Source organism: Spirillospora sp. NPDC000708 (genome assembly GCF_040299565.1).
Classification (GTDB): domain Bacteria; phylum Actinomycetota; class Actinomycetes; order Streptosporangiales; family Streptosporangiaceae; genus Spirillospora.
The window spans coordinates 1-22,939 of sequence record NZ_JBEPCJ010000128.1 but is presented as its reverse complement, the minus strand read 5'-3'; the positions used below and the strand labels follow the sequence as shown (position 1 = coordinate 22,939).

At 75.1% G+C, this 22,939-nt stretch carries 16 protein-coding genes; 1 reads left to right on the top strand and 15 read right to left on the bottom strand.

Annotation, left to right across the window (positions count from 1 at the left end; all coding sequences use genetic code 11):
- Positions 1–128: 128 nt before the first annotated feature.
- From ABT299_RS48000 to ABT299_RS47980, 5 genes are all read right to left on the bottom strand, one after another.
- Complete coding sequence (locus tag ABT299_RS48000) at positions 129–389, bottom strand: acyl carrier protein (protein WP_190855112.1); 261 nt, start codon at positions 387–389, stop codon at positions 129–131.
- Positions 386–1,354 carry an aromatase/cyclase gene (locus ABT299_RS47995; RefSeq protein WP_190855110.1) on the bottom strand — a complete coding sequence of 323 codons (969 nt, stop codon included), beginning with the start codon at positions 1,352–1,354 and terminating at the stop codon, positions 386–388. Before ABT299_RS47995 ends, ABT299_RS48000 begins: the two co-directional genes overlap by 4 nt.
- A gap of 8 nt (positions 1,355–1,362) precedes the next feature.
- Positions 1,363–2,142, bottom strand: coding sequence for an SDR family NAD(P)-dependent oxidoreductase (locus tag ABT299_RS47990; RefSeq protein WP_190855108.1), 780 nt, complete (start codon positions 2,140–2,142; stop codon positions 1,363–1,365).
- Positions 2,139–10,988 (bottom strand): type I polyketide synthase, encoded by an 8,850-nt coding sequence (locus ABT299_RS47985; protein WP_500254903.1) that lies wholly within the window; start codon positions 10,986–10,988, stop codon positions 2,139–2,141. Before ABT299_RS47985 ends, ABT299_RS47990 begins: the two co-directional genes overlap by 4 nt.
- A gap of 61 nt (positions 10,989–11,049) precedes the next feature.
- A complete protein-coding gene (locus tag ABT299_RS47980; RefSeq protein WP_500254902.1) occupies positions 11,050–12,048 on the bottom strand; it encodes an acyltransferase domain-containing protein in 999 nt (332 codons plus the stop codon).
- A 124-nt stretch (positions 12,049–12,172) separates the two neighbouring features.
- Here ABT299_RS47980 and ABT299_RS47975 point away from each other — a divergent pair, with 124 nt between their 5' ends.
- Positions 12,173–13,216 (top strand): ketoacyl-ACP synthase III family protein, encoded by a 1,044-nt coding sequence (locus tag ABT299_RS47975; RefSeq protein ID WP_500254901.1) that lies wholly within the window; start codon positions 12,173–12,175, stop codon positions 13,214–13,216.
- Here ABT299_RS47975 and ABT299_RS47970 read toward each other — a convergent pair.
- The 10 genes from ABT299_RS47970 to ABT299_RS47925 all read right to left on the bottom strand — a co-directional run bounded on the left by ABT299_RS47970 (position 13,167) and on the right by ABT299_RS47925 (position 22,832).
- Positions 13,167–13,385: a hypothetical protein gene (locus ABT299_RS47970; protein ID WP_500254900.1), complete on the bottom strand. Its 219-nt coding sequence runs from the start codon at positions 13,383–13,385 to the stop codon at positions 13,167–13,169. The genes ABT299_RS47975 and ABT299_RS47970 overlap by 50 nt on opposite strands.
- Positions 13,386–13,431: 46 nt before the next feature.
- Positions 13,432–14,976, bottom strand: a complete 1,545-nt coding sequence (locus ABT299_RS47965) for an acyl-CoA carboxylase subunit beta (protein WP_190855098.1) — start codon at positions 14,974–14,976, stop codon at positions 13,432–13,434.
- Position 14,977: 1 nt separating this feature from the next.
- A complete protein-coding gene (locus tag ABT299_RS47960) occupies positions 14,978–15,463 on the bottom strand; it encodes a flavin reductase family protein (protein ID WP_387026688.1) in 486 nt (161 codons plus the stop codon).
- A 145-nt stretch (positions 15,464–15,608) separates the two neighbouring features.
- A complete protein-coding gene (locus ABT299_RS47955; protein ID WP_190855094.1) occupies positions 15,609–16,250 on the bottom strand; it encodes a response regulator transcription factor in 642 nt (213 codons plus the stop codon).
- 856 nt (positions 16,251–17,106) lie between these two features.
- Entirely contained in the window at positions 17,107–17,466 is a 360-nt protein-coding gene (locus ABT299_RS47950; RefSeq protein ID WP_500254899.1) for an STAS domain-containing protein, read from the bottom strand.
- Between the two features lie 4 nt (positions 17,467–17,470).
- Positions 17,471–17,848 carry a MerR family transcriptional regulator gene (locus ABT299_RS47945; RefSeq protein ID WP_387026690.1) on the bottom strand — a complete coding sequence of 126 codons (378 nt, stop codon included), beginning with the start codon at positions 17,846–17,848 and terminating at the stop codon, positions 17,471–17,473.
- Positions 17,849–18,064: 216 nt separating this feature from the next.
- Positions 18,065–18,508, bottom strand: coding sequence for an Hsp20/alpha crystallin family protein (locus ABT299_RS47940; RefSeq protein ID WP_190855086.1), 444 nt, complete (start codon positions 18,506–18,508; stop codon positions 18,065–18,067).
- Between the two features lie 210 nt (positions 18,509–18,718).
- Positions 18,719–20,941 (bottom strand): DUF4132 domain-containing protein, encoded by a 2,223-nt coding sequence (locus tag ABT299_RS47935; protein ID WP_500254898.1) that lies wholly within the window; start codon positions 20,939–20,941, stop codon positions 18,719–18,721.
- A gap of 92 nt (positions 20,942–21,033) precedes the next feature.
- On the bottom strand, positions 21,034–21,897 hold the full coding sequence (locus ABT299_RS47930) for an SMP-30/gluconolactonase/LRE family protein (protein WP_500254897.1): 864 nt from the start codon (positions 21,895–21,897) through the stop codon (positions 21,034–21,036).
- Positions 21,894–22,832 (bottom strand): sugar kinase, encoded by a 939-nt coding sequence (locus ABT299_RS47925; protein WP_500254896.1) that lies wholly within the window; start codon positions 22,830–22,832, stop codon positions 21,894–21,896. The genes ABT299_RS47930 and ABT299_RS47925 overlap by 4 nt, the downstream gene beginning before the upstream one ends.
- Between the last annotated feature and the right edge of the window lie 107 nt (positions 22,833–22,939).

Below are 22,939 nucleotides of genomic sequence, written 5' to 3'. Positions count from 1 at the left end.
ACCCGGTCACGGGCCGCCGGGGTCGCCGGGTGGTCCTGACGGGGGGATTCCCCCACCGCCGCAAAAGGCGCACGCTAACGTGCGGGCGGCCCGCACGGGCCGCCGGCTCTTTTTCGCCGTTCCGGTTCCTACACGGTCTCCCCGATCCTGGCGTTGACGAATTCCAGGTACTCGCGGGGCGTCTTCAGTTCGGCGGTCTCCTCCTCGGGCAGTTCGACGCCGAGCTTGCGCTCCACCTGCGCGGTGGTCTCCATGACGGCGAGCGAGTCGTAGCCCAATTCGGAGAAGGGCACCTCCAGGAGGTCGTCCGAACCGTCCTGCAGGGCCTCCGCCTCGCCCGCCGCCGCGCGCAGGGCGTCCTTCAGGTCGTCGAGGGTCAGTTCCTTCATTTCCCGCTCCTTTCGTTCTCCGCGTACCGCTTGGCGGCGCGCAGGGTCGCCCTGCTGTTGGCGCCGAGCGTCTCGCGGATCTTCCTGCGCACCGCCGGCAGGTCCATCCCGCCGGCGGCCGGTCCTCCCAGCGCCCCGGGGTCGATGACGACCGTGTGCCGGGACGTGACGCGCACCGCGCCGTCCCCCGCGGGCTCGAACAGCCACTCGCCGTTGTGCGTGCGCATGACGGGAGGCGTCGTGGTCTGCTTGTAGACGATGCGCTCCCCCGGCACGCACACCCGGCCGGACGCGGTGGTGTGCGCGGAGCCGTCCGGCGACCGGGTGTCCATCTCCATGAACTGGAGGCCGGGCTCGTCCTCGGTGAGCGCGACGCGCGCCACGTGCGGGAGCCGCTCGGGCCACCGGTCGCACTCGTTGACGAAGTCGTAGGCCGCCTGCAGCGGGCCGTGGACGAGTTCGCCGTCGCTGAACTCCAGGGTCAGGTCGGCGGCGGCGCCGGTCTCGGCCGCGTGCCTGAGCGCGTCCAGCTCCTTGCCGCTGTTGGCCTCGACCGCGCCGTCGATGAGCGCGAGGGCGTCGGGGTCGTCGTCCACGGCGGAGTAGTCGTGGATCAGGACGACGTGGGAGCCGCCGCCCTCGCCGGGCTCGATCCGCCAGGTCCCGTGCATCGCGGCGACCGGCGCGCTCGGCTCGGCCTGCGCGAACGCGACGGTCCGCGCGCCGGGGTCGAGGGCGCGTTCCGACACCCAGGTGCGGAGCGCGCCGTTGGCGAGCGCCCAGATCCGGATGCGCTCCGCGCGGTCGTCGCCGGAGAGCCGGACGGCGTGCACGGTCGGCGGGAAGTGCACCGGCCAGGACGTCACGTCCGCCACGATCCGGTAGACCGCGTCCGGCGGCGCGTCGATCCGGGTGGCGTGCTCGGTGTGCCGGACGGTCGGCGAAGTGCCTTGTCGTACGGTCATGGCGCTCCTCAGAAGTTGCCGAGCCCGCCGCACACGTTGATCGCCTGTGCGGTGACCGCGCCGGTGTCCGGACCGGTCAGGTAGGCGACCATCGCGGCGACCTCGTCGGGCGTCGTGTAGCGGCCGAGCGGGATCTTGGCCTCGAAGCGGGCCAGCACCTCGCCCTCGGTGACGTCCCAGTAGTCGGCGTAGCCGCGCCGGATCGTCTGCGCCATCGGCGTCTCGACGTAGCCGGGGCAGACGGCGTTCACGGTGACGCCGCTCTTGGCCAGCTCCAGGCCGAGCGCCTTGGTGAAGCCGACGACGCCGTGCTTGGACGCCGAGTACGGCGCCCCCAGGACGACGCCCTGCTTCCCGGCCGTGGACGCGATGTTGACGATGCGTCCCCATTCGGCGTCCTTGAGCCCGGACGCCAGGAACTCGCGCGTCACGCGGAAGACGCTCGTCAGGTTCGTGGCGACGACGTCGTCCCACAGCTCGTCGGGGATCTCGGCGGTCTGCCCGCCGCCGCCCCGGCCGACGTTGTTGACCAGGACGTTGATCCGGCCGGCCGCGTTGGCCTCCTCGACCGCGGACCGGATCTGGCCCGCGTCGCGGACGTCGCACGCGGTGCCGTCCACGTCGCCGCCCTCGTCGCGCAGCTCCTTGACGGTCCGGGCGACGGCCTCGGCGTCGCGCGCGCAGATGAACACCCGCGCGCCCTCGCCCGCCAGCCGTCCGGCGACCGCGCGGCCGATGCCGCTGGTCGCCCCGCTCACGAAGGCGTGGCGTTCGCGCTGTCCACTCATCGTCCCTCCTCCTTCTCTTCGGCGTTGCCGTCACCGGGCGGCAGCTCCGCCCGGATGACCCCGGCCAGTTCGGCGGGGGTCGGGTTGTCCATGACCGCGGTGGTCGGCAGCTCGATCCCGAGCTCGCGGTTGACGCGGTTGCGCAGGTCGACGCTGAGCAGGGAGTCGAAGCCGAGTTCCTTGAACGCGTCGTCCGGTCCGACGGCGCCGGGCTCGGGGTACCCGAGGATCTCCCCGGCGGTGTCGCACACGGCCGCGGTCAGGACGCGTTCCAGGTCGTCGCCGGAGACGCCGCGCAGGCGCTCCGCGAGACCGGTGCCGGACGCCTCGTCGGCGGCGGCGGGCTCCGGGGCCTCGCCGACGATGTCGGCGAGCATCGGGACCGTGCCCGGCCGCACGTCGCGGACGTCCAGGTGCATCGGGACCAGTTGCTCGCGGGACGACCGCAGCGCCGCGTCGAACAGGGCCAGCCCGCGTTGGGCGGGCAGCGGCGCGATCCCGGTGCGGCGCAGCCGGTCGACCTGCTCGCCGGACAGGTGCCCGGTCATGCCGCCCTCCTCGTCCCAGAGGCCCCAGGAGAGCGAGACGGCGGGCAGGCCGCCGGCGCGGCGGTGGCGGGCGAGGGCGTCCAGCCAGGTGTTGGCGGCGGCGTAGTTGGACTGCCCGGGCGCGCCGAGCACGCCGACCGCCGAGGAGAACATGACGAACGCCGTCAGATCGGTGTCCCGGGTCAGCTCGTGCAGGTGCCAGGCGGCGTCCACCTTGGGGCGCAGGACGGCGTCCACGCGGTCGCCGGTGAGCGTCGCGGCGAGCCCGTCGTCCAGGACCCCGGCGGCGTGCACCACCGCGGTCGGCGGATGCTCGGCCAGCAGGCGGGCCAGGGCGTCGCGGTCGGCCGTGTCGCAGGCGGGGAAGGCGACCTCGGCGCCGAGGCCGGTCAGCTCCGCCTCCAGGTCCGCGACGCCCTCGGCGGCGCGTCCCCTCCGGCCTGCCAGGACGAGCCTGCGGACGCCGTGTTCGCGGACGAGATGCCGCGCCAGCAGGGCGCCCAGCTTCCCCGTGCCGCCGGTGATGAGCACCGTTCCGGCGGGGTCGAACGCCGCAGGCGGCGGGACGGTGAGGACGAGCTTGCCGATGTGCTCGGCCCGCCGCAGGGTGCGCAGCGCCTCGGGCGCCCGCCGCACGTCGTGGGTCTGGATCGGGAGGGGCTGCAAGGCGCCGTCCTCGTGCAGGTCGAGCACGGTCCGCAGGACCTCGCCGACCTGTCCGGGCTCGACGCTGAGCAGGTCGTAGGCGGCGTAGCGGACGCGGGGATGCTCGGCCGCCACGGCCTCGGGGTCGCGGATGTCGGTCTTGCCGATCTCCACGAAGCGGCCGCCGGGGCGCAGCACCCGCAGCGAGGCGTCCACGGTCTCGCGGGCCAGCGAGTTGAGGACGACGTCGATCCGCCCCCGGAACCGCTCCTCGAACTCCAGGTCGCGGGACGAGGCGATGTGGTCGGCGTCGAGGCCGAGGTCGCGCAGCACGTGCTGCTTGGGCGGGCTCGCGGTGGCGTAGACCTCGGCGCCCAGGTGCCGGGCGAGCTGGACGGCGGCCAGCCCCACGCCGCCGGTGGCCGCGTGGATCAGCACGCTCTCCCCGCGCCCCAGCTCCGCGATCTCGGCCAGGCACTGGTAGGCGGTGGCGAAGACGATCGGCACCGACGCGGCGCGGGCGAACGTCCAGCCCGGCGGCATCGGAACGACCTTCCGGACGTCGGCGACCGCGACGGGCCCGTGCGAGCGCTCGAACACGCCCACGACCCGGTCTCCGCGGCGCAGCGTCGTGACGCCGGGTCCGGTCTCGGTGACGATCCCGGCTCCTTCGCTGCCCATGGTCCGTTCGGTGGGGACCAGCCGCAGCGCTACGGCGACGTCCCGGAAGTTCAGCCCGGACGCCCGGACGGCGATGCGGACCTCGCCCTCCCCGAGCGGCCGCGCGGCCTCGGGCGCGGGGAGGAGCGCCAGGTCGTCCAGCGAGCCGCGGCGGGTGACGTCCAGCCGCCAGGCGCTCCCGTCCGGGACGTCCGGCGGGGTGAGTTCGTCGTCGTCGGCCGGGGCCAGCCGGGGCGCGTACAGGCGGCCCCGCCTGACGGCCAGTTCGGATTCCCCGGTCGCGAGCGCCCTGGGCAGCGCCTCCTCGGAGCGCGGGTCGCCGTCGCCGTCGATCAGGACGAGGCGTCCCGGCCGTTCGGCGCGGGCCGAGCGCACGAGCCCGGTCACCGTCGCCTGCGCCAGCCCGGCCACCTCGTCGCGCGGCAGGACGCGTTGCGCGTTCCTGGTGGCGACGGCCACCGCGTCGGAGTCGGGGATGTCCTGGAGGCGCTCCAGGACGGCCCGTGCCGCGCGGTGGGCGTCGTCCGGCAGGAGGCCGTCGAGGTCGGGAACGGGCACGACGTGCACCTCGGGCGCTTCGGGCGCGTCGCCGTCCGGTCCGTCCGGCAGCTCGCCCCATCGGGTCTCGTAGAGGCCGCCGGGCGCGTCTCCGGCGAGCGGCCGCAGGTCGAGCGACTCCACGGCGGCGACCGCGCGCCCGTCGGCGTCGGCGGCGTCCAGCCGGGCCGTCCCGTCGCCGTCGCGGGTCAGCCGCACGCGGAGCGACGAGCCGCCGGCGGGCCGGCAGGTGACGCCCTTCCAGACGAACGGGACCTCCGGCGGTCCTTCGCCGGGCAGGAGCAGCGGGTGCAGGGCCGCGTCCAGCAGCGCGGGGTGGACGCGGTGCCCGCCCCGGTCCTGGTCGGAGCCGACCTCGGCGTAGAGGTCGTCGCCGTCCCGCCACGCGCGCCGCAGGCCGCGGAAGGCCGGACCGTAGCCGTAGCCGCGTGCGGCGAGCCGGTCGTAGGCGCCGTGCAGCGGCAGCGGGTCCGCGCCGGGCGGCGGCCAGTGCTCGGCGTGACGCATCGGCTCGCGCTCCGCGCCGTCGTCCAGGGGTCCCGCGTCGCCGTCCAGGGTCCCGGTCGCGTTCCGCGTCCAGTCGCCGGCGCCGCTCGGCCGGGACTCGATGACGACCGACCGGTCCGCCCCCGCCAGGAGGCGGACCTCGACCTCGCCCGAGGCGGGGACGCCGAGCGGGCGCTCCAGCACCAGCTCGCGCAGGCGCGCGTGGCCGATCCGGGCGCCCGCCGAGCAGGCCATCTCGACCTGGGCGGTGCCGGGCACCAGGATCTCCCCCGCCACCTCGTGGTCGGCGAGCCACGGGTGCCGGGCGACGGACAGCCTCCCGGTGCGCAGGAGGCCGCCGCCGGGCAGTTCCACCTCGGTGTCCAGCAGCGGATGCCCCGCCTTCGCCGCGCCCGCGACGCCCGCCGCGCCCGCCGCACCGGCCCCGGCGGGCCGCCAGTAGCGCTGGGGCTCGAACGGATAGGTCGGCATCGGGACGATCCGGCCCTCGGGGACGAACACGTCCCAGTCCACGCGCACGCCGTCCGCGTAGGCCGCGGCGGCGGCGGTGAGGAACTGCGCGAGCCCTCCGGCGTCCCGCCGCAGCGTGCCGAGGACGGTCACGTCGCGCTCCCCCGCCGCCTCGGCGATCGCGCGGGCCAGCACGGGATGCGGGCCGACCTCGACGAACCGCGTGTGCCCGGCGTCGATCAGCGCGCGCACGGCGTCGTGGAACCGCACGGTGCCGCGGATGTTGTCGAACCAGTAGCGCTCGTCCATCGCCCGGTCGAGCGGCCCGCCGGTCAGCGTGGACCACAGCGGAACGGACGGCTCGGCCGGGTCGAGCCCGGCGAGGTCGGCGAGGAGCGGGTCGCGCATGGGCTCCATGGCCTCGGTGTGCGAGGCGTAGTCCACATCGACGAGCCGGGCGTCGACGCCCGCGTCCTGCAGCCGGGCGACGAAGGCGTCGAGGGCGTCGGCGTCCCCGGCGACGACGGTGGAGGACGGCCCGTTCACCGCGGCCGTCCACACCCGATCGGGAAGTTCGATCTCGTTCGGGGGAAGCGGCACCGACGCCATGCCGCCGCTGCCCGCGACCTTCCGCAGCGCCTGGCTGCGCAGGCAGACGACCTTGGCTGCGTCGTCCAGCGACAGGGCGCCGGACACGCAGGCGGCCGCGATCTCGCCCTGCGAGTGGCCGACCACCGCCGCCGGGCGGACGCCGGCCGACTCCCACAGCCGGGCCAGCGACACCATGACGGCGAACAGCGCCGGCTGGACGACGTCCACCCGGTCCAACGGATCGTTCTCCAGCACGTCGCGCAGCGACCAGTCGCAGTGGGCCGACAGCGCCCGCTCGCACTCGGCCATCCGGTCGCGGAACACCGGGGACTCGCGCAGCAGGTCGAGGGCCATGCCTCGCCACTGCGCCCCCTGCCCGGGGAACACGAACACCGGATCGGACGCCTCGCGCGCCTCCGCCCGCACGACGGCGGGCGACCGGTAGCCGCGCACGGCCGCCGGCACCCGGCCCTCGCCCGCCAGGGTCTCCAGGCCGTCCATGAGGTCGTCGCGGGTGTCGCCGACGACGGCGGCGCGCCATCGCATCGGCGTCCGGGCCGCGAGCGTCCGGGCGATGTCGGCGGGCCGCTCCTCCGGGTGCGCGGCCATGAACGCGCGGACCCGCTCGGCGTGGGCGCGCAGCGCGGTGCCGGTGCGGGCCGACAGCGGCAGCGGGACGGGGCCGGGACGATCCGGTTCCCCGGCGGGCGGTGCCGCGGCCTCCTCGACGATGACGTGCGCGTTGGTGCCGCTGATCCCGAACGAGGAGACGGCCGCCCGGCGCGGGCGGTCCCCTCGCGGCCAGGGCGCCGGTTCGGTCAGCAGGGCGAGGCCGCTCTCGTCCCAGTCGACGTGCGGGGACGGCGCGCCCACGTGCAGCGTGCGGGGCAGCCGCCCGGCGCGCAGCGCCTCCACCATCTTGATCAGCCCGCCGATGCCGGCCGCCGCCTGCGCGTGCCCGATGTTGGACTTCAGCGAGCCCAGCCGGACCGGGTCGCCCCCGGCGCGGGCGGCGCCGTAGGTGCGGGCCAGCGCGCCCGCCTCGATCGGGTCGCCCAGCGCGGTGCCGGTGCCGTGCGCCTCGATCGCGTCCACGCCCTCCGGGCCGATCCCGGCGCGGTCGAGCGCGTCCCGGATGACCTGCTCCTGAGCGGTGCCGTTCGGCGCGGTGAGCCCGTTGCTGGCCCCGTCCTGATTCACGGCGCTGCCGCGCAGGACGGCCAGGACGGGGCGTCCCGCCCGCCGGGCGTCGCCCAGCCGCTGCAGGACGGCCAGCCCGGCGCCCTCGGCCCAGGCCGTGCCGTCGGCGTCGGCGGAGAACGCCTTGCAGCGGCCGTCGGAGGCGAGGCCCTGCTGGCGGCCGAAGTCCAGGAACATGCCGGGGGTCGCGAGCACGGTGACGCCGCCCGCGAGCGCGGTGTCGCACTCGCCCTGCCTGATCGCCTGCGCCGCCATGTGCACGCTGACCAGGGACGCCGAGCACGCGGTGTCCACGGTGACGGCCGGGCCGCGCAGCCCGAGGACGTAGGCGATGCGCCCGGACGCGACGCTGGGCGCGGTGCCGGTGAGCCGGTGGCCGCGCGTGCCGTCGTCGGGTTCGGCGAGGCGCGGGCCGTAGTCCTGGGCGGTGGCGCCGACGAAGACGCCGGTGCGGCTGCCGCGCAGCGCGCCGCGGTCGAGCCCGGCCCGTTCGAACGCCTCCCACGCGGTCTCCAGCAGCAGCCGCTGCTGCGGATCGATCCCCGCGGCCTCGCGCGGCGAGATCCCGAAGAACGCCGCGTCGAACTCGGCGGCGCCGTCGAGGAACCCGCCCGCGGCCGGCCCCTCCGGCAGCTCGTCGAGGTCCCAGCCGCGGTCGTCCGGGAACGGCCCGATCGCGTCGGTTCCGGCGTCCACCAGCCGCCACAGGTCCTCCGGCGAGCGCACACCGCCCGGATAGCGGCAGCTCATCGCGACGATCGCGATGTCGTCCTCGTTCTCGCCGGGCTCGGTGGGCGGGCCGTCGGCCGTCCGGGTGCCGGGGGCGGGGTGCGCAGTCTCGGCGTCGGGACGCAGGGCGCCGGCGAGCTCGGCGGCGGTGGGGTGGTCGAACAGCAGCGAGCCGGGCAGGTCCCGGCCGAGGGCGGCCGACAGCCTGTCGCGGATCACCACGGCCATCCGCGAGTCCACCCCGAGCTCCCGGAACGGCACGTCCGGGTCGGTCGCCGCGCCGGCTCCGAGCGCCTGTTCCAGGGTCTCGGTCACCAGCCGCCGCGTGTCGGTCTCCGGCGCGGCGGGACCCGGCGGGTCCGCGACGGTGTCGAGCCAGTGCCGCTCGCGCTGGAACGCGTACGTCGGCAGATCGACGAGGCGGGCGTCCGGACCGAAGAAGGCGTCCCAGTCCACCCGGCCTCCGGAGAGGTGGATCCCGGCCAGGGCCGTCACCGCGCCGGACACCTCGTCCTGCTCGCGCGGCATGCAGGGCAGGGCGGTCACGGCCGGATCGGACACGTTCGCCGGGATCAGGTCGGTGAGCGCGGTGCCGGGCCCGGCCTCGACGAAACGCCGCGCGCCCAGCGCGTGCAGCGACCGCAGGGCCTCGCCGAACCGGACGGTCCGGCGCGCGTTGCCCGCCCAGTGCGCGGGGTCCGCGAGCCGCGCGGCGTCCACCTCCGCGCCCGTCACCGACGAGACGAGGGACGGGCCGCCGTCGGGCCGCCGCCAGTCCAGCCCGGCGGCGACGGCGCGCAGGTCGTCCAGGAGCGGCTCGACGAGCGGGGAATGGACGGCGCGGCCGATCCGCAGCCTCTTGGTGCGCCGCCCCGAGTCCGCGAAGCGCTCGGCGACCTCGGCCACGGCCTCCTCGTCCCCCGCGATCACCACCGACCGGGGGCCGTTGGCGGCGGCGACGTCGGCGCGGTCGAGCCGGTCCGCGAGCGCGGCGCGGGCCTCCTCCTCGCCCGCCTCCACCGCGACCGCGACGCCGGACGCCAGCCCCTCGAACAGCCGCCCGCGCGCCGCGACGAACTCCGCCGCGTCCGCCAGCGGGAGCACCCCGGCGACGTGCGCGGCGGTGATCTCGCCGAGGGAGTGGCCCGCGACCAGGTCAGGGCGGACGCCCCACGACTCCAGCAGCCGGAAGAGCGCGACCTCGACGGCGAACACGGCGGGCTGCACCAGCTCCTGGCGGTCCAGACCGCCGTTCCACATCGCCTCGGTGATCGGCGTGCCGATCGCCGGTTCCAGCGCGGCGCCGGCCTCGTCGAGGGCCCGCGCGAACGCCGGGTATGTCTCGTAGAGGCGGCGTCCCATGCCCGCGCGCTGCACGCCCTGCCCCGGGAAGAGCAGGGCGGTGCGGCCGTCGCGCCTCCGGACCCGGACGACTCCGGGCGCGTCGCGGCCCTCCGCGAGATCGCGCAGCCCCGCCGGGTGGTCGCCGGTCACGACGGCGCCGTGCTCGAACGCCGTTCTCGACACCGCGAGCGAGCGGCCGACGTCCCGCGCGTCCGGCCGTGTCGCGGCCAGCTCGGCGAGGCGTCCGGCCTGGGCGCGCAGCGCCCGCTCCGATCGTCCGCTCACCACCCACGGGACGGGTCCGGGCGCGGCCTCGGGCTCGGGCTCGGCCTCGGGAGCCTCTCCGGCGTCGGCGCGGGGCGCCCCGGCGAGGACGAGATGGCAGTTGGAACCGCCGAGCCCGAACGCCGAGACGCCCGCGACCCGCTCCCCCTCCGGCCAGTCGCCGGGACGGTCGTGGACCCGCAGGTTCAGGCCCGCGAGGTCGATGTCGGGGTTCGGGTCGGCGAAGTTCGCCGTCGCGGGGAGCCGCCCGCGCGACATCCCCGTCGCCGTCTTGATGAGCCCGGCGATCCCGGCCGCGCCCTCCAGGTGGCCGATGTTCGCCTTCACCGAGCCCACCAGCAGCGGCTCGCCCGGCGGACGGGCCGCGCCGAGCACGCCGCCCAGCGCGGCGGCCTCTACCGGGTCGCCGCGCCGCGTCCCGGTGCCGTGCAGCTCCACGTACTGGACCGCGCCCGGATCGACACCGGACCGCTCGTACGCGAGCCGCAGCACCTCTTCCTGCGCGTCGCGGCTCGGCGCGGTCAGCCCGGGCGTGGCGCCGTCGTTGTTGACCGCGCCGCCGAGGATCACGCAGTGCACGCGGTCGCCGTCCCGCAGCGCCGCGTCGAGCGGCTTGAGCACCACCGCGCCCCCGCCCTCGCCGCGGACGAAGCCGTTGGCGGCCGCGTCGAGGGGACGGCACCGCCCGTCCGGTGACAGCGCGCCCAGTTCCCGCAGCGCGTCGTCGCTCTCCTCCGCCAGGTTCACCTGTACGCCGCCCGCGACGGCGAGCCCGCAGTCGCCGTCCCGCAGGCTCTGCACGGCCTGGTACACCGCCACCAGGGAGGACGACTGGGCAGTGTCGACGGTGACGCTGGGGCCGCGCAGTCCGAACACGTGCGAGACCCGCCCGGAGATGAAGCCGCGGCGCGTCCCGGTCAGCGTGAACGGCGAGGTCTCGGCGCCCGCGTGGCGGGCCTGGAGGAGCCCGTAGTCCTCGGCCATCGCGCCGACGAACACGCCCGTACGGCTCTCGTGCAGGGAGGCGGGCAGGACGCGGGCGTCCTCCAGCGCCTCCCAGGTGAGTTCGAGCATCAGGCGCTGCTGCGGGTCGAGCTCGGCGGCCTCGCGCGGCGGGACGCCGAAGAAGTCCGCGTCGAAGCCGTCGACGCGGTCGAGGAAGCCGCCGCGCCCGCGCGCGCCCTCGCGGTCGCCGGGCGCCGGGCGGATGGCCTCGTCGCCGCGCATCAGCAGCGACCAGAACTCCTCCAGGCCCGGTCCTCCGGGGACGCGGGCGGACATGCCGATGACGGCGATGGGGATGCTCATTGCGGTTCCAGCTCCTCCGTCGTCTGGCGGGGTCTCGGGCCCGTCGGCGGGCCCCGGGGGGTCAGCGGCGCGTCAGCACCCGTTCGGCCGCCGACCGCACGGCGTCGCGCTCGGCGTCGTCGCCGAGCCGCCGGTCGGGCGACATCCCGATCACCTGGCTGCGTCCGGCCGCGACGCGGGGATGGCGGCGGGCGAGCATCGTGAGGCTCTGCCCCGGCCCGGTCTCCACCAGCAGGTGGTCGCCGTCGTCCAGGAGCCGGTCGAGCGCCCCCGCGAAGTGGACGGTCCGGGCAGGCTGCCCGATCCAGAAGGACGGGTCGCACGCCCGCTCGGCGGTGAGCGGCGCCGCGTCGTAGGCCGAGTACAGCCGCACGGCGGGCGGCCGCAGCTCGACGCCGGTCCAGCGGTCGCCGGCCTCGGCCGACGCCGCCGCCACCAGCGGGCTGTGGAACGCCTGCCGAGCGGGGACCCGCCGGACCGTGACGCCGGAGTCCTTCAGCCGGGACATGGCGCGCAGCAGCGGCTCCTCCGCCGCGGCGAGCAGCAGCTGCCGGGGCGCGTTGACGGCCGCGAGGTGGACGTCGTCGCCGAGCAGGGGCTCCACGTCCCGCACCGAGGCGGCGACCGCGAGCATCCCGCCCGGTTCCGTCGCGGCGAGCGCCGGCAGCCGCTCCATCATCAGCCGCATGCCGTCGGCGAAGTCGAAGACCCCGGCGAGCGCGCCGGCCACCATCTCGCCGGCCGAGTGCCCGAGCAGCGCGTCCGGGCTCCCGCACCGGTCCACCAGGGTCCGCCCGAGCGCGTACCCGACCGCGTACAAAAGCGGCTGCGCCACCGTGACGTCGTCGAACTCCGGCGACGGCCGCTCGGCGAGCCACTGCCCGCGCACGTGCGGGCCGCGCGGGCCCATGAGCGCGAACGCCTCGTCCATGGTGCGGGTGAAGGTCTCGACGGTGCCGTACAGGGACGCGGCCATCCGCGGATGCTGCGCTCCCTGGCCGGGGATCAGCAGGGCGATCGGCAGCGGGCGTCCCCCGCCTGCTCGGTGGTCGTCGGTCATGCCCCCTTGTCTAAGGCGGCCGCGTCGAGATCCGGCCTAGGGTCATTCGCGTCCGGCGCCGCCGGGCGGGCCGGGACGACCTGTCCTCGACAGCGCCCTGACGCCCGGCTGCGACGCTCGCGGCATGAGGTACGAGGACATCCACGTGGCGGGGATCGGCCGCCACCTGCCCGACCCGATCGAGACGGCGGACGCGGAGAGACGGGGGCTGTGCGCCCGCAAGGACGTCTGGCGCACCGGCATCGAGGCCGTGTGCGTCTCCGAGGAGGCCCCGCCGGTGATGGCGGCGGACGCCGCGCGGCGGGCCATGGCGGACGCCGGCGCGGACCCGTCCGACATCGAGCTGATCCTGCACGCCAGCGTCCACTACCAGGGCCACGACCTGTGGGCCGCCGCCTCCTACGTGCAGCGCGAGGCGGTCGGCAACGCCTGCCCCGCCGTCGAGGTGGGGCAGCAGTCCAACGGCGGCATGGCCGCGATCGAGCTGGCCGCCTCGTTCCTGGCGGCCCGGCCCGCGGGCGCCAAGGCGCTGGTGTCGACCGGCGACCGGTTCGCCCTGCCGGGCTTCGACCGCTGGCGGACGGACCCGGGCACGATCTGCGGCGACGGCGGCACCGCGATGGTCCTGGCGCGCGGCGCGGGGACCCCGGAGGACGGGCGGGACGCCGTCCTGCTGCGCAGCGCGGTCTCCGTCTCGGACCCGGGCCTGGAGAAGCTCGGGCGGGGCGCGCGGCCGTTCGCGGACGCCCCGCTGGAGGCGGCCCGCCCGATCGACGCCGAGACGCCGCGCGAGGAGGCGGTCTCCGAACTCGGCTTCACCGAGGTCCTGCGGCGGCTGCGGGACGGGCAGGTGCGCGCCGTCGAGGGCGCGCTGTCCGAGGCGGGCGTCGAGCGCGGCGACATCGCCTGGTTCGTCCTGCCGCACCTGGGCCTGCCGAAGATGAACGTGCAGTTCTTCGAGCCGCTCGGCGTCGACCGGGAGCGGACGACGTGGGACTGGGGCAGCCGGATCGGCCACCTCGGCGCCGGGGACCAGATCGCCGGGCTCGGCGAGCTGGTCGCCTCCGGCCGCCTCGCGCCCGGTGAGCGCTGCCTGCTCGCGGGCGTCGGCGCGGGCTTCACCTGGTCCGCGGCAGTGGTGGAGCGGACGCGGGCCGGGGCGGGCTGAGCCCCTCGGGGTCCCAGCGCGGTCCGGGCCGCCGCTCCGCGCCTCGCGGGGCGGCGGCCTCGTCCGCGCGGGCGCCGCGGTCCCGCCCGCCGCGCACGAGCACGGCGACGAGCGCCGCCAGCTCCCGCTCGTCCAGACGGCCCTTCACGATCTCGAAGTCGGCGCTCATCGCGGCCCTCTCCCCTGCCGGCCCGCGTTTCAGCGCGGGCCGGCGGTCACTGCGGCTGGTTCCCGTGCTTGCGGTTCGGCCGGGGCACGTACTTGGCGGCCAGCATGTCGAGCGCGTCGACGATCCGGACGCGCGTCTCCGCCGGGTCGATCACCTCGTCCACCAGGCCGCGCTCGGCCGCGTGGAACGGGTCCATCAGCTCGCGCCGGTAGTCCTCGACGCGGGCCCGGCGCTCGGCCTCCGGGTCGTCGGCGGCGGCGATCTCCCGCCGGTACACGACGTTCACCGCGGCCTCGGCGCCCATCACGGCGATCTCGTTCGTCGGCCAGGCGAGGGACACGTCCGCGCCGATCGACCGCGAGTCCATCACGATGTACGCGCCGCCGTACGCCTTGCGCAGGACGAGCTGCACGCGCGGCACGGTGGCGTCGCAGTACGCGTAGAGCAGCTTGGCGCCGTGCCGGATGATCCCGCCGTGCTCCTGGTCCACCCCGGGCAGGAAGCCCGGCACGTCCACCAGCGTCACGATCGGGATGTTGAACGCGTCGCAGAACTGGACGAACCGGGACGCCTTCTCCGCGGCGGTGATGTCCAGGACCCCGGCCGTCTCCGCGGGCTGGTTGGCCACCAGCCCGGTGACCCGGCCCGCGAACCGGACGAACGCGCACACCACCGTGGTGCCCCACATCTCGTGGATCTCGAACATCTCGCCGTCGTCGACGATCTCCTCCACGACGGCGCGCACGTCGTAGGCGGCCTTGGCGTCGACCGGCACCATGTCGCGCAGCGCCGGGCAGGACCGGTCCGGCGGGTCGGCGGTGGGCCGCTCGGGCGCGAACCGGGTGTTGTCGGACGGCAGCAGCGACAGCAGGTACCGCACGTCCGCGAGGCACTCCTCCTCGCCGTCGTAGATCGCCTCGGCCACCCCGGTCCGGGCCGCGTGCACCTCGGCGCCGCCCAGCTCCTCGTGGGTGATCGTCTCGCCGGTGACCGCGCCCACCACGTCCGGGCCGGTGATGAACATCTGCGCGGTGTCGCGCACCATGAAGACGAAGTCGGTGAGCGACGGCGAGTACGCCGCGCCGCCCGCGCACGGGCCGAGCATCACGCTGATCTGCGGGATCACCCCGGAGTTGCGGACGTTGCGCTGGAAGATGCCGCCGTATCCGGCGAGCGCGGTGACGCCCTCCTGGATGCGCGCGCCCGCCCCGTCGCAGAGCCCGACCAGCGGCGCTCCCGCCTTCGCCGCCAGGTCCATGATCTTGTGGATCTTGGCGGCGTGCGCCTCGCCGAGGCTGCCGCCGAAGACCCGGAAGTCGTGCGCGTAGGCGAACACCCGCCGGCCCTCGACCAGGCCCCAGCCGACCACGACGCCGTCCGTCGGCGGGCGGCGGCGCTCCATGCCGAAGCCCTGCGCCCGGTGCCGCCGGAACGTCTCGATCTCGGTGAAGCTGTCCTTGTCGAACAGCAGGTCGAGCCGTTCCCGGACGGTCAGCTTCCCCTTGGACCTCTGGGCCTTCATGCCCCGGTCGCCGCCTGCCTCGGCGGCGGCGCGGCGCTCGGCCTCCAGCCGGGCCACGCGGGCCCTCATCTCAGACACTCCCGTACCCTCCGTCGGCGAAGACCAGCGGTTTGGCGTCGCGGAGCCGGCCCGCCGCCACCACCAGGCCGACCACCACGTGGTGGTCGCCGAGCCCGATGGCGTCCACGAGCCGGCAGTCGACGAACCCGGCGGCCTCGGCGAGCACCGGCGAGCCCGTCGCCGCGGTGACGACCTCCTGCCCGGCGAACCGGTCCACCCCGGGCGCCGCGAAACGGCGCGCCAGAGGCTCCTGGTCGGCGCACAGGAAGCTCACCGCGAAGCAGCCCGCCCGCTCCACCACCGGCCACGTCCGCGACCCGGACCCGATGCAGAACAGGACGAGCGGCGGTTCCAGCGACACGGAGGTGAACGAGTTCATCGTCGTCCCGGCCGGTCCGCTCCCGGCGTCCGCGGCCGCCACCGTCACTCCGGTGGCGAAGCCGCGCATCACCGAGCGGAACCTGCCGGCCTGCACGGGTCGGATCTGGCGGAGCACGGCGGTCCTTCCGCTGGGCGAACGATCGCCGACAACGTAGGACGCCCGCGTCGAGCCCGGTTCGCGTCCCGTCAGAGCCGGGTGCCCCCGGCTCCCGGGCCGTCCGGGGGCGAAGGCCGTCCGGGGTGAAAGGCCGTCCGGGCCTCTAGTGCTCGTTCCGCGGCGGTTCGATGAGGCCCGCGTGGGCAGCGCGGTTGACGGCGTCGAGCCGCGACCCCGCGCCGAGCTTGGCGAAGATGTTGCGCAGGTGGCGCTTGACCGTGGCCTCGGTGAGCGAGAGCCGGTTCGCGATCTGCCGGTTGGTGAGCGCCCGCGCGGTGAGGTCCAGCACCTGCCGCTCCCGCTCGGTGAGCTGGACGTGCTGCGCCCCGTCGTCCTCGGGCAGGCTGCGCCGCGAGACGCTCAGCACGATGCGCTCGGGGTCCTCCACCGCCTGGATCGCCGCGACCAGCTCGTGCCGCGTCACCGTCTTCAGCAGGTAGCCGCGGATGCCCGCCTCCAGCAGCGCGCGCAGCAGCTCGGGCCCCTCCTGCATGCTGAGGATGATGACCTTGGTGCCGGGCGACTGCCGCCGGATGCGCCGCACCGTGGTGACGGCGTCCGGGCCGGGCCCGCCGACCTCGAGCAGGACGACGTCGGGACGCTGGTCGGTGACCATCGCGACGGCCTCGTCGCCGTCGCCGGCCTCCCCCACCACCTTCAGCCCGGCGTCCTCTTCGAGGATCTCGCGCACCCCCTGCCGGACGAGGGTGTGGCTGTCGACGATCAGGACGGTCCGCGGCGTCAAGACCGCCCCCGCGCGCCGGCGCCCGTGCGTTCCGGCCGGGGACGGCCCTTCACGGGGAATCCGGCGGCAGGCTCACTCGGACATTCGCTCATGAAGGCTCCGATCGGCGCGGTCTGGTTGCCGTTGGAGTCCGGACGGCGCCCACATCGCCACCCATCCCGCCGTATTGCGTTTTTGAAAGATCAACCGATTTCGTAAACACACCCCGTGACCCGTGGCGAGCCAACGGTAACATGCACCGATGTGCCCCGCCACCCGCCCCATCGCCATGACAAATCGCAACTACATACCTGTCAACGCGCCCGGTAACACGACCTTCCCGAACGACCGACTTCACTCCGGGCGCCGCCTTGTTCAGCACCCAGAACCGCATGTGGAGGCCCGGAGGCGGGGAACCGGCGCCTGCCCGCTCCGGCCCTTCGGAAGCCGTCGCCGCCCGCGATCCGCAAGGCGCTCCGGCGCGACGACCGGCACCGTCACGGCCCGCCGGCGGCCTCCCGGCCCCGGCCAATTCCGGCCGCCGGCCAAATCATGGGCCGGGAATCCGGCCGCGCGGTGACGGGATGATTCCGGCGGTGCGCACCGAGTCACCTGCCGCAGAATACGGCCGTCAACCGTCCCTCGGAGTTCCTTGCTCGCACTTCCCGATTGTCACCCCTTACGAAGCGGGAACACGCAAATCATGACCGCCCCCCGCATCGCCGGGCCCTTAGAGCGCCGAGGGGGCGGCGCGGCGAGCCCAAGGGACGCGGGGGGCGGTCTTGTCAGATCACCGGGAAAGAACGTCCTGCGTGAGGTAGAGCGGCATCGGTCGCCGACGAACGAAATACTTCGGGCGCGGCGGCCCGTGCGCCGGTCAGAGGATCTGCGGCTCCAGGCCGCCGAGGGTCAGCACCCGCCGCACGACGGGGCGCGGGTTGCGGATCCGCAGGGCGCCGCCCTCGCGGTGCAGCCGGTTGCGGGCCCGGATCAGGATCGACAGGCCGGTGCAGTCGAGGAACTCCAGCCCGGACATCTCCACCACGAGCGTGCGGGGCCGGTCGGCCAGGGCGGCGCGGACGGCGTCGCCGAACCGGTCCTCGGCGGCCATGTCGAGCTCGCCGGACAGCAGCATCACGACGGTGTCGCCGCGGTGGCTCGTGGTGACGCCCAGCGGGTGCGGCGCTCCCGGGGTCATGGCGTCGTCGTCCCCGGGCGCCGTCAGCGGCTGCGTCATGGTGTCACCCACCTCCTGAGCGGGGGCCGGGCCGGCGAGGCGGCCGGTCGGCGGGGTCCTGGCCGGCGGGGTCCTGGCCGAGAGCGGTCAACCGTGCGGCCAGCTCGTCGCGTTCGCGGGTGAGCTCGTCGAGTTCGTGCTGGAGCTCGAAGATCCGCCGGATGGCGGGCAGCGTCATGCCCTCGTCCATCATGGTGACGACCTGCTGGATCCGGCCGATCTCCCAGCGGCTGTAGCGGCGCTGCCCGCCGGCCGAGCGCCGCGGCGAGACGACGTGCTGGGTGTCGATGCGCCGCAGGAACGCCTGCTGCACCTGCAGCATGTCGGCGACCTGCCCCACGGTGAACAGGGCCGCGTACTCGTCATCGATCGGCAATCCCATACCGGCCCCTTCCACTGTGTCGATGTGCGTTCCCGGCGCGCGCCCACTTAAGATCATGGCTGCGCGCCTGCCGGGTGTGAAAGCCGACGACCTGGCCCGGCGGGCGCCGCGCACCCACCGGGCCAGGGCCGGTCTCGTCACCTGCCGCCCGCGCCGCGCCGGCGCCGGAGCGTTCCGGCGAGCGCTCGGGCGCGGGAGGCGATGGACGCGCGCCGGTCAGCTTTTGATCGCCTTCTGGTCACCGGTGTGCTGGACGGCGACCTTGCGGGGCTTGGCCTGTTCCAGGACGGGGATGCGGACGGCCAGGACGCCGTTGTTGTAGGCGGCCTCGATGGCGTCGGCGTCCAGGTGCTCCGACAGGTAGACACGGCGGGTGAAGGCGCCCATGGTGCGCTCGCGGACGAACACCCGCTCGTTGTCGCCGAACTCCTCTTCGCGGCGCGCGGTCACGGTCAGCACACCGCGGTCCACGGTGACCTCGATCGAGCCCGGGTCGATGCCCGGCAGGTCGAACCGCAGCACCACGTCGTCGGGACGGCGGATCCCGTCCATCGGCATGCCCGCACCGTCCCCGCGACCGCCCAGCCCCGCCTGCCGGACCGCACGGTCGAACTGACGCTCGAACTCCTGCACGAAAGGATCGATCGACGTCAGCAGCATCCTCGCTCACCTCCGAAGATCCCCAGGCCCACCGGACCCGGGACACCCTGTCCCTCACCGAGAGGAACCCTACAACTGAAATTATAGGTACCATGCCGCCGCGGTTGTCAAACATGATGTCAGAGCCGCTCGGCATGACCCTGCGAGCGCGGGGAGAGGAAAGCTGCCGGAGGCCCCTGACCGCCCGGCGGTCAGGGGCCTCCGGCGGGCTCAGCCCGTGAGACGGTGCAGGTCGGTGATGATCTCGGAGGCGATGACCGGGTCGAGGTCGCCGAACGCGAGGGGCTCGCCCGAGTAGCGGCCCGTCAGGAGCATGACGCGGTCGATGCGCTGCTCGGCGTGCTCCTCGGGGTCGAAGACGCGGATGCCGGGTTCGAAGGTGACCATGACGTGCCGTTCGTCCGGCGTCAGGAGCGTCACCTGCCGGCGGAAGCCGCCGGTCTCCTTCTCGCCGAGCGTCCAGCCGCGCGACGTCAGGCCGAGGATCCTGCCGAAGTGGACGGAGCCGCCCTCGAAGCGGGCCAGCCGGCCGCTCCCCCGCTCGTCCTCCGCGAGTGCGTGGACGGGGCGGCCGAGCTGCGGGAACGGCTGCAGGATCTCGTAGTCGGCGAAGATCGCGGCCCAGTCCCGGACGGCGTCCTCGCTGAGGAGGAGCGGGTGCGGCAGCGCGACCCGGGCGTCGCCGGGCAGCGCGTAGGCGTCGTCGCGGACGTCGGCGAGGGTCCCGTCCTCGGCCACCCGGAACGCGTCCGTCCCCGCCGACCACACCAGCCGCCGGGCGAGGTGGCGCATGAGCGGGTGCGCGACGAACAGCGCGCCGAACTCCCCGGCCGTCCAGGTCCGCCCGGTCACCATCGCCGCTTCCAGCCTTTTGACCTGCTCCGCGGCGACGGTGCGGGCCTCCTTCTTGAGGTCCGTGAAGCGCTTGTAGGCGGCGGGGGCGAGGACGTCGTCGTCCTTCACGCCCGGCTTCGGCAGCGTCTTGCGGGGCTTGCCGCTCTCGTCGGTGACGAAGGGCCGGATCTCCTCGTCGAAGCCCACCACGAAGCGGCGCGGTCCGTAGTCGAGCGTCAGGGAGCCGTCGGCGTCGAGGCCGAGGTCCGGGACGAGCCGGTCGGCGAGCTGCTCCTGGGTGAGCCCGCGCTGCTCGGCGGCGCGCTTCAGCGCGTCCCGCGCGAACCGCCCGATCCACTTCTGGTCCTCGGCCTTGTTCGCGAGCCGGTCCAGGTGCCGGAGGGCGGAGTCGGTGCCGAGCCGGCCGAACAGGCGGAGCGCGGACTGCCCGCCCGAATCCCACACGTACGCCCGGGACCAGCGTGCGACGATCGGCGCGAGCCGGTCGGCGGTGGTGTCGTCGCCCCACTCGGCCAGGGCGTACTGCACGCCGGGCGACGCCCACAGTTTGGGATGGCGGTCGGCCTCGTAGAGGGCCCAGGCGAACTCGGCGAGCGATTCGGGGTCGAGGGGCGCGACGGCCAAGGGGACGCCGGCGTACGGCTTGTCGCGCTCCGAGATGGCCAGCATGGTCAGGAGGTTCCGGGTCGCGGCCGTGGGAAGCGCCGCCAGACGGCGAAGGCGCAGCAGGATCCGCGGCAGCCGTTCGGGATCCCAGCCCTCGGGCAGTTCCGGCAGCGGGTCGGGGTACATGTCGAGCGGATCGGTGCGCAGCCGGGAGACCGCCTGCACCGCCTCGTCCCCGTAGTGCCCGGCGGCCTCCACCAGGAGGTCATGGCCGTGGCGCCGCGCGACCGAGCGCAGCGCCGCCTCGGCGCGTTCCCGCTTGGGCCCCGGCTTGCGCAGCGCGTCCGGGATCGTCAGCCTCACGGCGTCCACCCCGTGCAGGTCGTACCAGGCGTCCTGCGCCTGGTCGCTCCCCCGGCCGTCGAAGTCCTTGATCATGGCCTGGGCGACGGCGTGGTCCAGGAAGGGCTCGAGCGCGTACACGCTCCATTTCTTCTTCTTCGCCTGGTGCAGCGCCGGCGGGTAGGCGGCCATCTCGTGGCGCGCCACCGCGCCGCGGTCGGCGCCGACCGAGAAGTCGGCGAAGGCGTCCCAGTAGCGTTCGTCGGCGAGCAGCCTCTCGCCGAGCTCCCGGGGCGCCTGCATGACGAGCCCCATGTAGAGGTGCTCGAAGCGCGACCTGGAACTCCAGTCGCGCGGCTTCCAGAGGTCGATGGCCTGGTCACCGGCGAAGAACTCGGCGAGTTCGGCCCAGTCGGTGTCCTCGGGCATGCGTTTCTGCGAGTACTCGTACGGGGCCTTCAGCCACTCCTCCCGCCGGCCGGGCGCCCAGCGGACGACGGTCGGCTCCCGGGGCGTCTTCAAGCTGAGGACGACCGGCGGTTCCTTCGTCCCTCCCATCCAGGGCGGCTGTACGAGCAGGGCGGGCAGTGCGTCGTCGGGGGCGTCCTCGACGTGGGGCTCTTGTGTCATCGTTTCCAGTATCGCGGCCGGCGGACGTTGTCGATCATGAGACGTCCCGGCCCGCTCCCGGGTTTCCGCCCGCACGGCGCCCTGTCGATCGCCTACCGGGCGGCCCCGGCGCGCCTGAGGCGGAAGGGGACGACCGGGTAGCCGCCGGCGGTCGTCCCGGCGGTGAGGACGCGGCCGTCCGCGGGGCAGGGCGCGGCCAGGCCGTGGGTGGCGGTGGTCACCAGCACCCGGTGCGGTGGCGCGGGGGAAAGGCACACGCTGGTCGGCTGGCTCGCGGGAAGCCGGAACACCGTCAGCAGGTCGCCGGACGGGGCGTAGCGGTGCACGGCGGACGCGCCCCAGACCGCCGACCACAGGCATCCCTCGGTGTCGACGGCCATACCGTCGGGTGATCCGTCCGGCACGCGCGCGAAGACCTCGCGCTCGCCCAACTCTCCGGACGACGGGTCCACGGCGACGCGGTAGATGACGCCGCGGGCGCTGTCGGCGAGGTACATGACGCGGCCGTCCGGAGTGAAGGCCGGGCCGTTGGGGACGGTCAGGCCGTCCATGGCGGTGTGGACGGTGCCGTCGTCGTCCACCCGGTACAGCGAGCCCGCGCCGGGCGTTCCGTCGAAGGCCATCGAGCCCGCCCAGAACCGTCCGGACGGGTCGGTCGCGCCGTCGTTCATGCGCATCGGCGTGGGCGCGCCGTCCTCCGGGCGCGCCAGCCAGTCGACGGTGCCGTCACCGTTCAGGACGGCGACGCCGGTGTCGGCGGCGGCGATCCAGCCGTCCGAGTCCTGGATCGGGGCGACGGCGCCCAGGGGGAACGGCACGGAGGCCAAAAGCGTGGTGGGCTCCAGGCGGTACAGCCTTCCTGCCAGGAGGTCGACGGCGACGAAGCCGCCGGGCGTGGCGCGCAGCCCTTCGCCGAGCTCCCACGGACCGGTGTTCTCCAGGACGGTCCAGGTCATCGCAGTGCGGCTCCTTCGGGGAGGCCGATGAGACCGAGTTCGTCGCGGTGGGGCAGGCCCTCCCAGTCGCCGCGGCTCATGACCGCGAACGCGCCGACCGTGTGGGCGCGGCGGAGCCGGGCCTCGGCGTCCAGGCCGTCCAGCAGGCCGGACAGGTACCCGGCGACGAACCCGTCCCCCGCACCGATCGAGTCGACGGGGTCGACGCGGTGAGCGGGCACGGCGCGCGCGCCGTCCGCGGTGTACGAGCTGGCCTCGTCGCCGTTCTTGACGACGACCTCGGTGGCGCCGCCGTCCAGTAGCCGGGCGGCGATGCGGTCGGGCGGGCCGTCGCCGAGCAGGGTCAGCTCGTCGGGGGACGCGATGACGTGGTCCGCGGCGGCGGCGAGCGGCGCGAGCGCCTCGGCGGCCGCCTCCCGGCTCCACAGCCGCGGGCGGTGGTTGAGGTCGAGGCTGATCCGCGCGTGCCGGGAGCGGGCGAGGCGGCACAGCGCCGCCGCGGCGTCCCGGCAGGACGCGCTGAGCGCCGGGGTGATCCCGGTGACGTGCACGATCCGCGGCTCGAACGGCAGCGCCTCGACGTCCTCCGCGCACAGCCGGGACCCGGCGGACCCGGCGCGCAGGTACTGGACGCGGGTGACGTCCGGCAGCCGCTGCTCGAACATGATCAGGCCGGTGGGCGCGTCGCCGTCGCGGCGGACGGCCGAGACGTCGACGCCCTCGGCGCGTAGCGTGCGGGTGACGAGGTGCCCGGCCTCGTCGGAGCCGACCCGTCCGGCCCAGGCGGCGGTGCGGCCGAGGCGGGCGAGGCCGATCGCGACGTTGCTCTCGGCCCCGGCGATGCTCGTGGTGAAGCCGGAGCCGAGCCGCACCGGGCCGGTGGCGCGCAGCGCCATCATCGTCTCCCCGGCGGTGAGGACGTCGATCCGGGTCATTCGAGCCCGTCCTGCGCGGCCGTGACGGCGAGGAACGCGCGGGCGCGGCGGCGCAGCGCGGCGAGGTCGCCGCCGCGCGGCGCGTCCCCGCACAGCGGCGAGCCGAC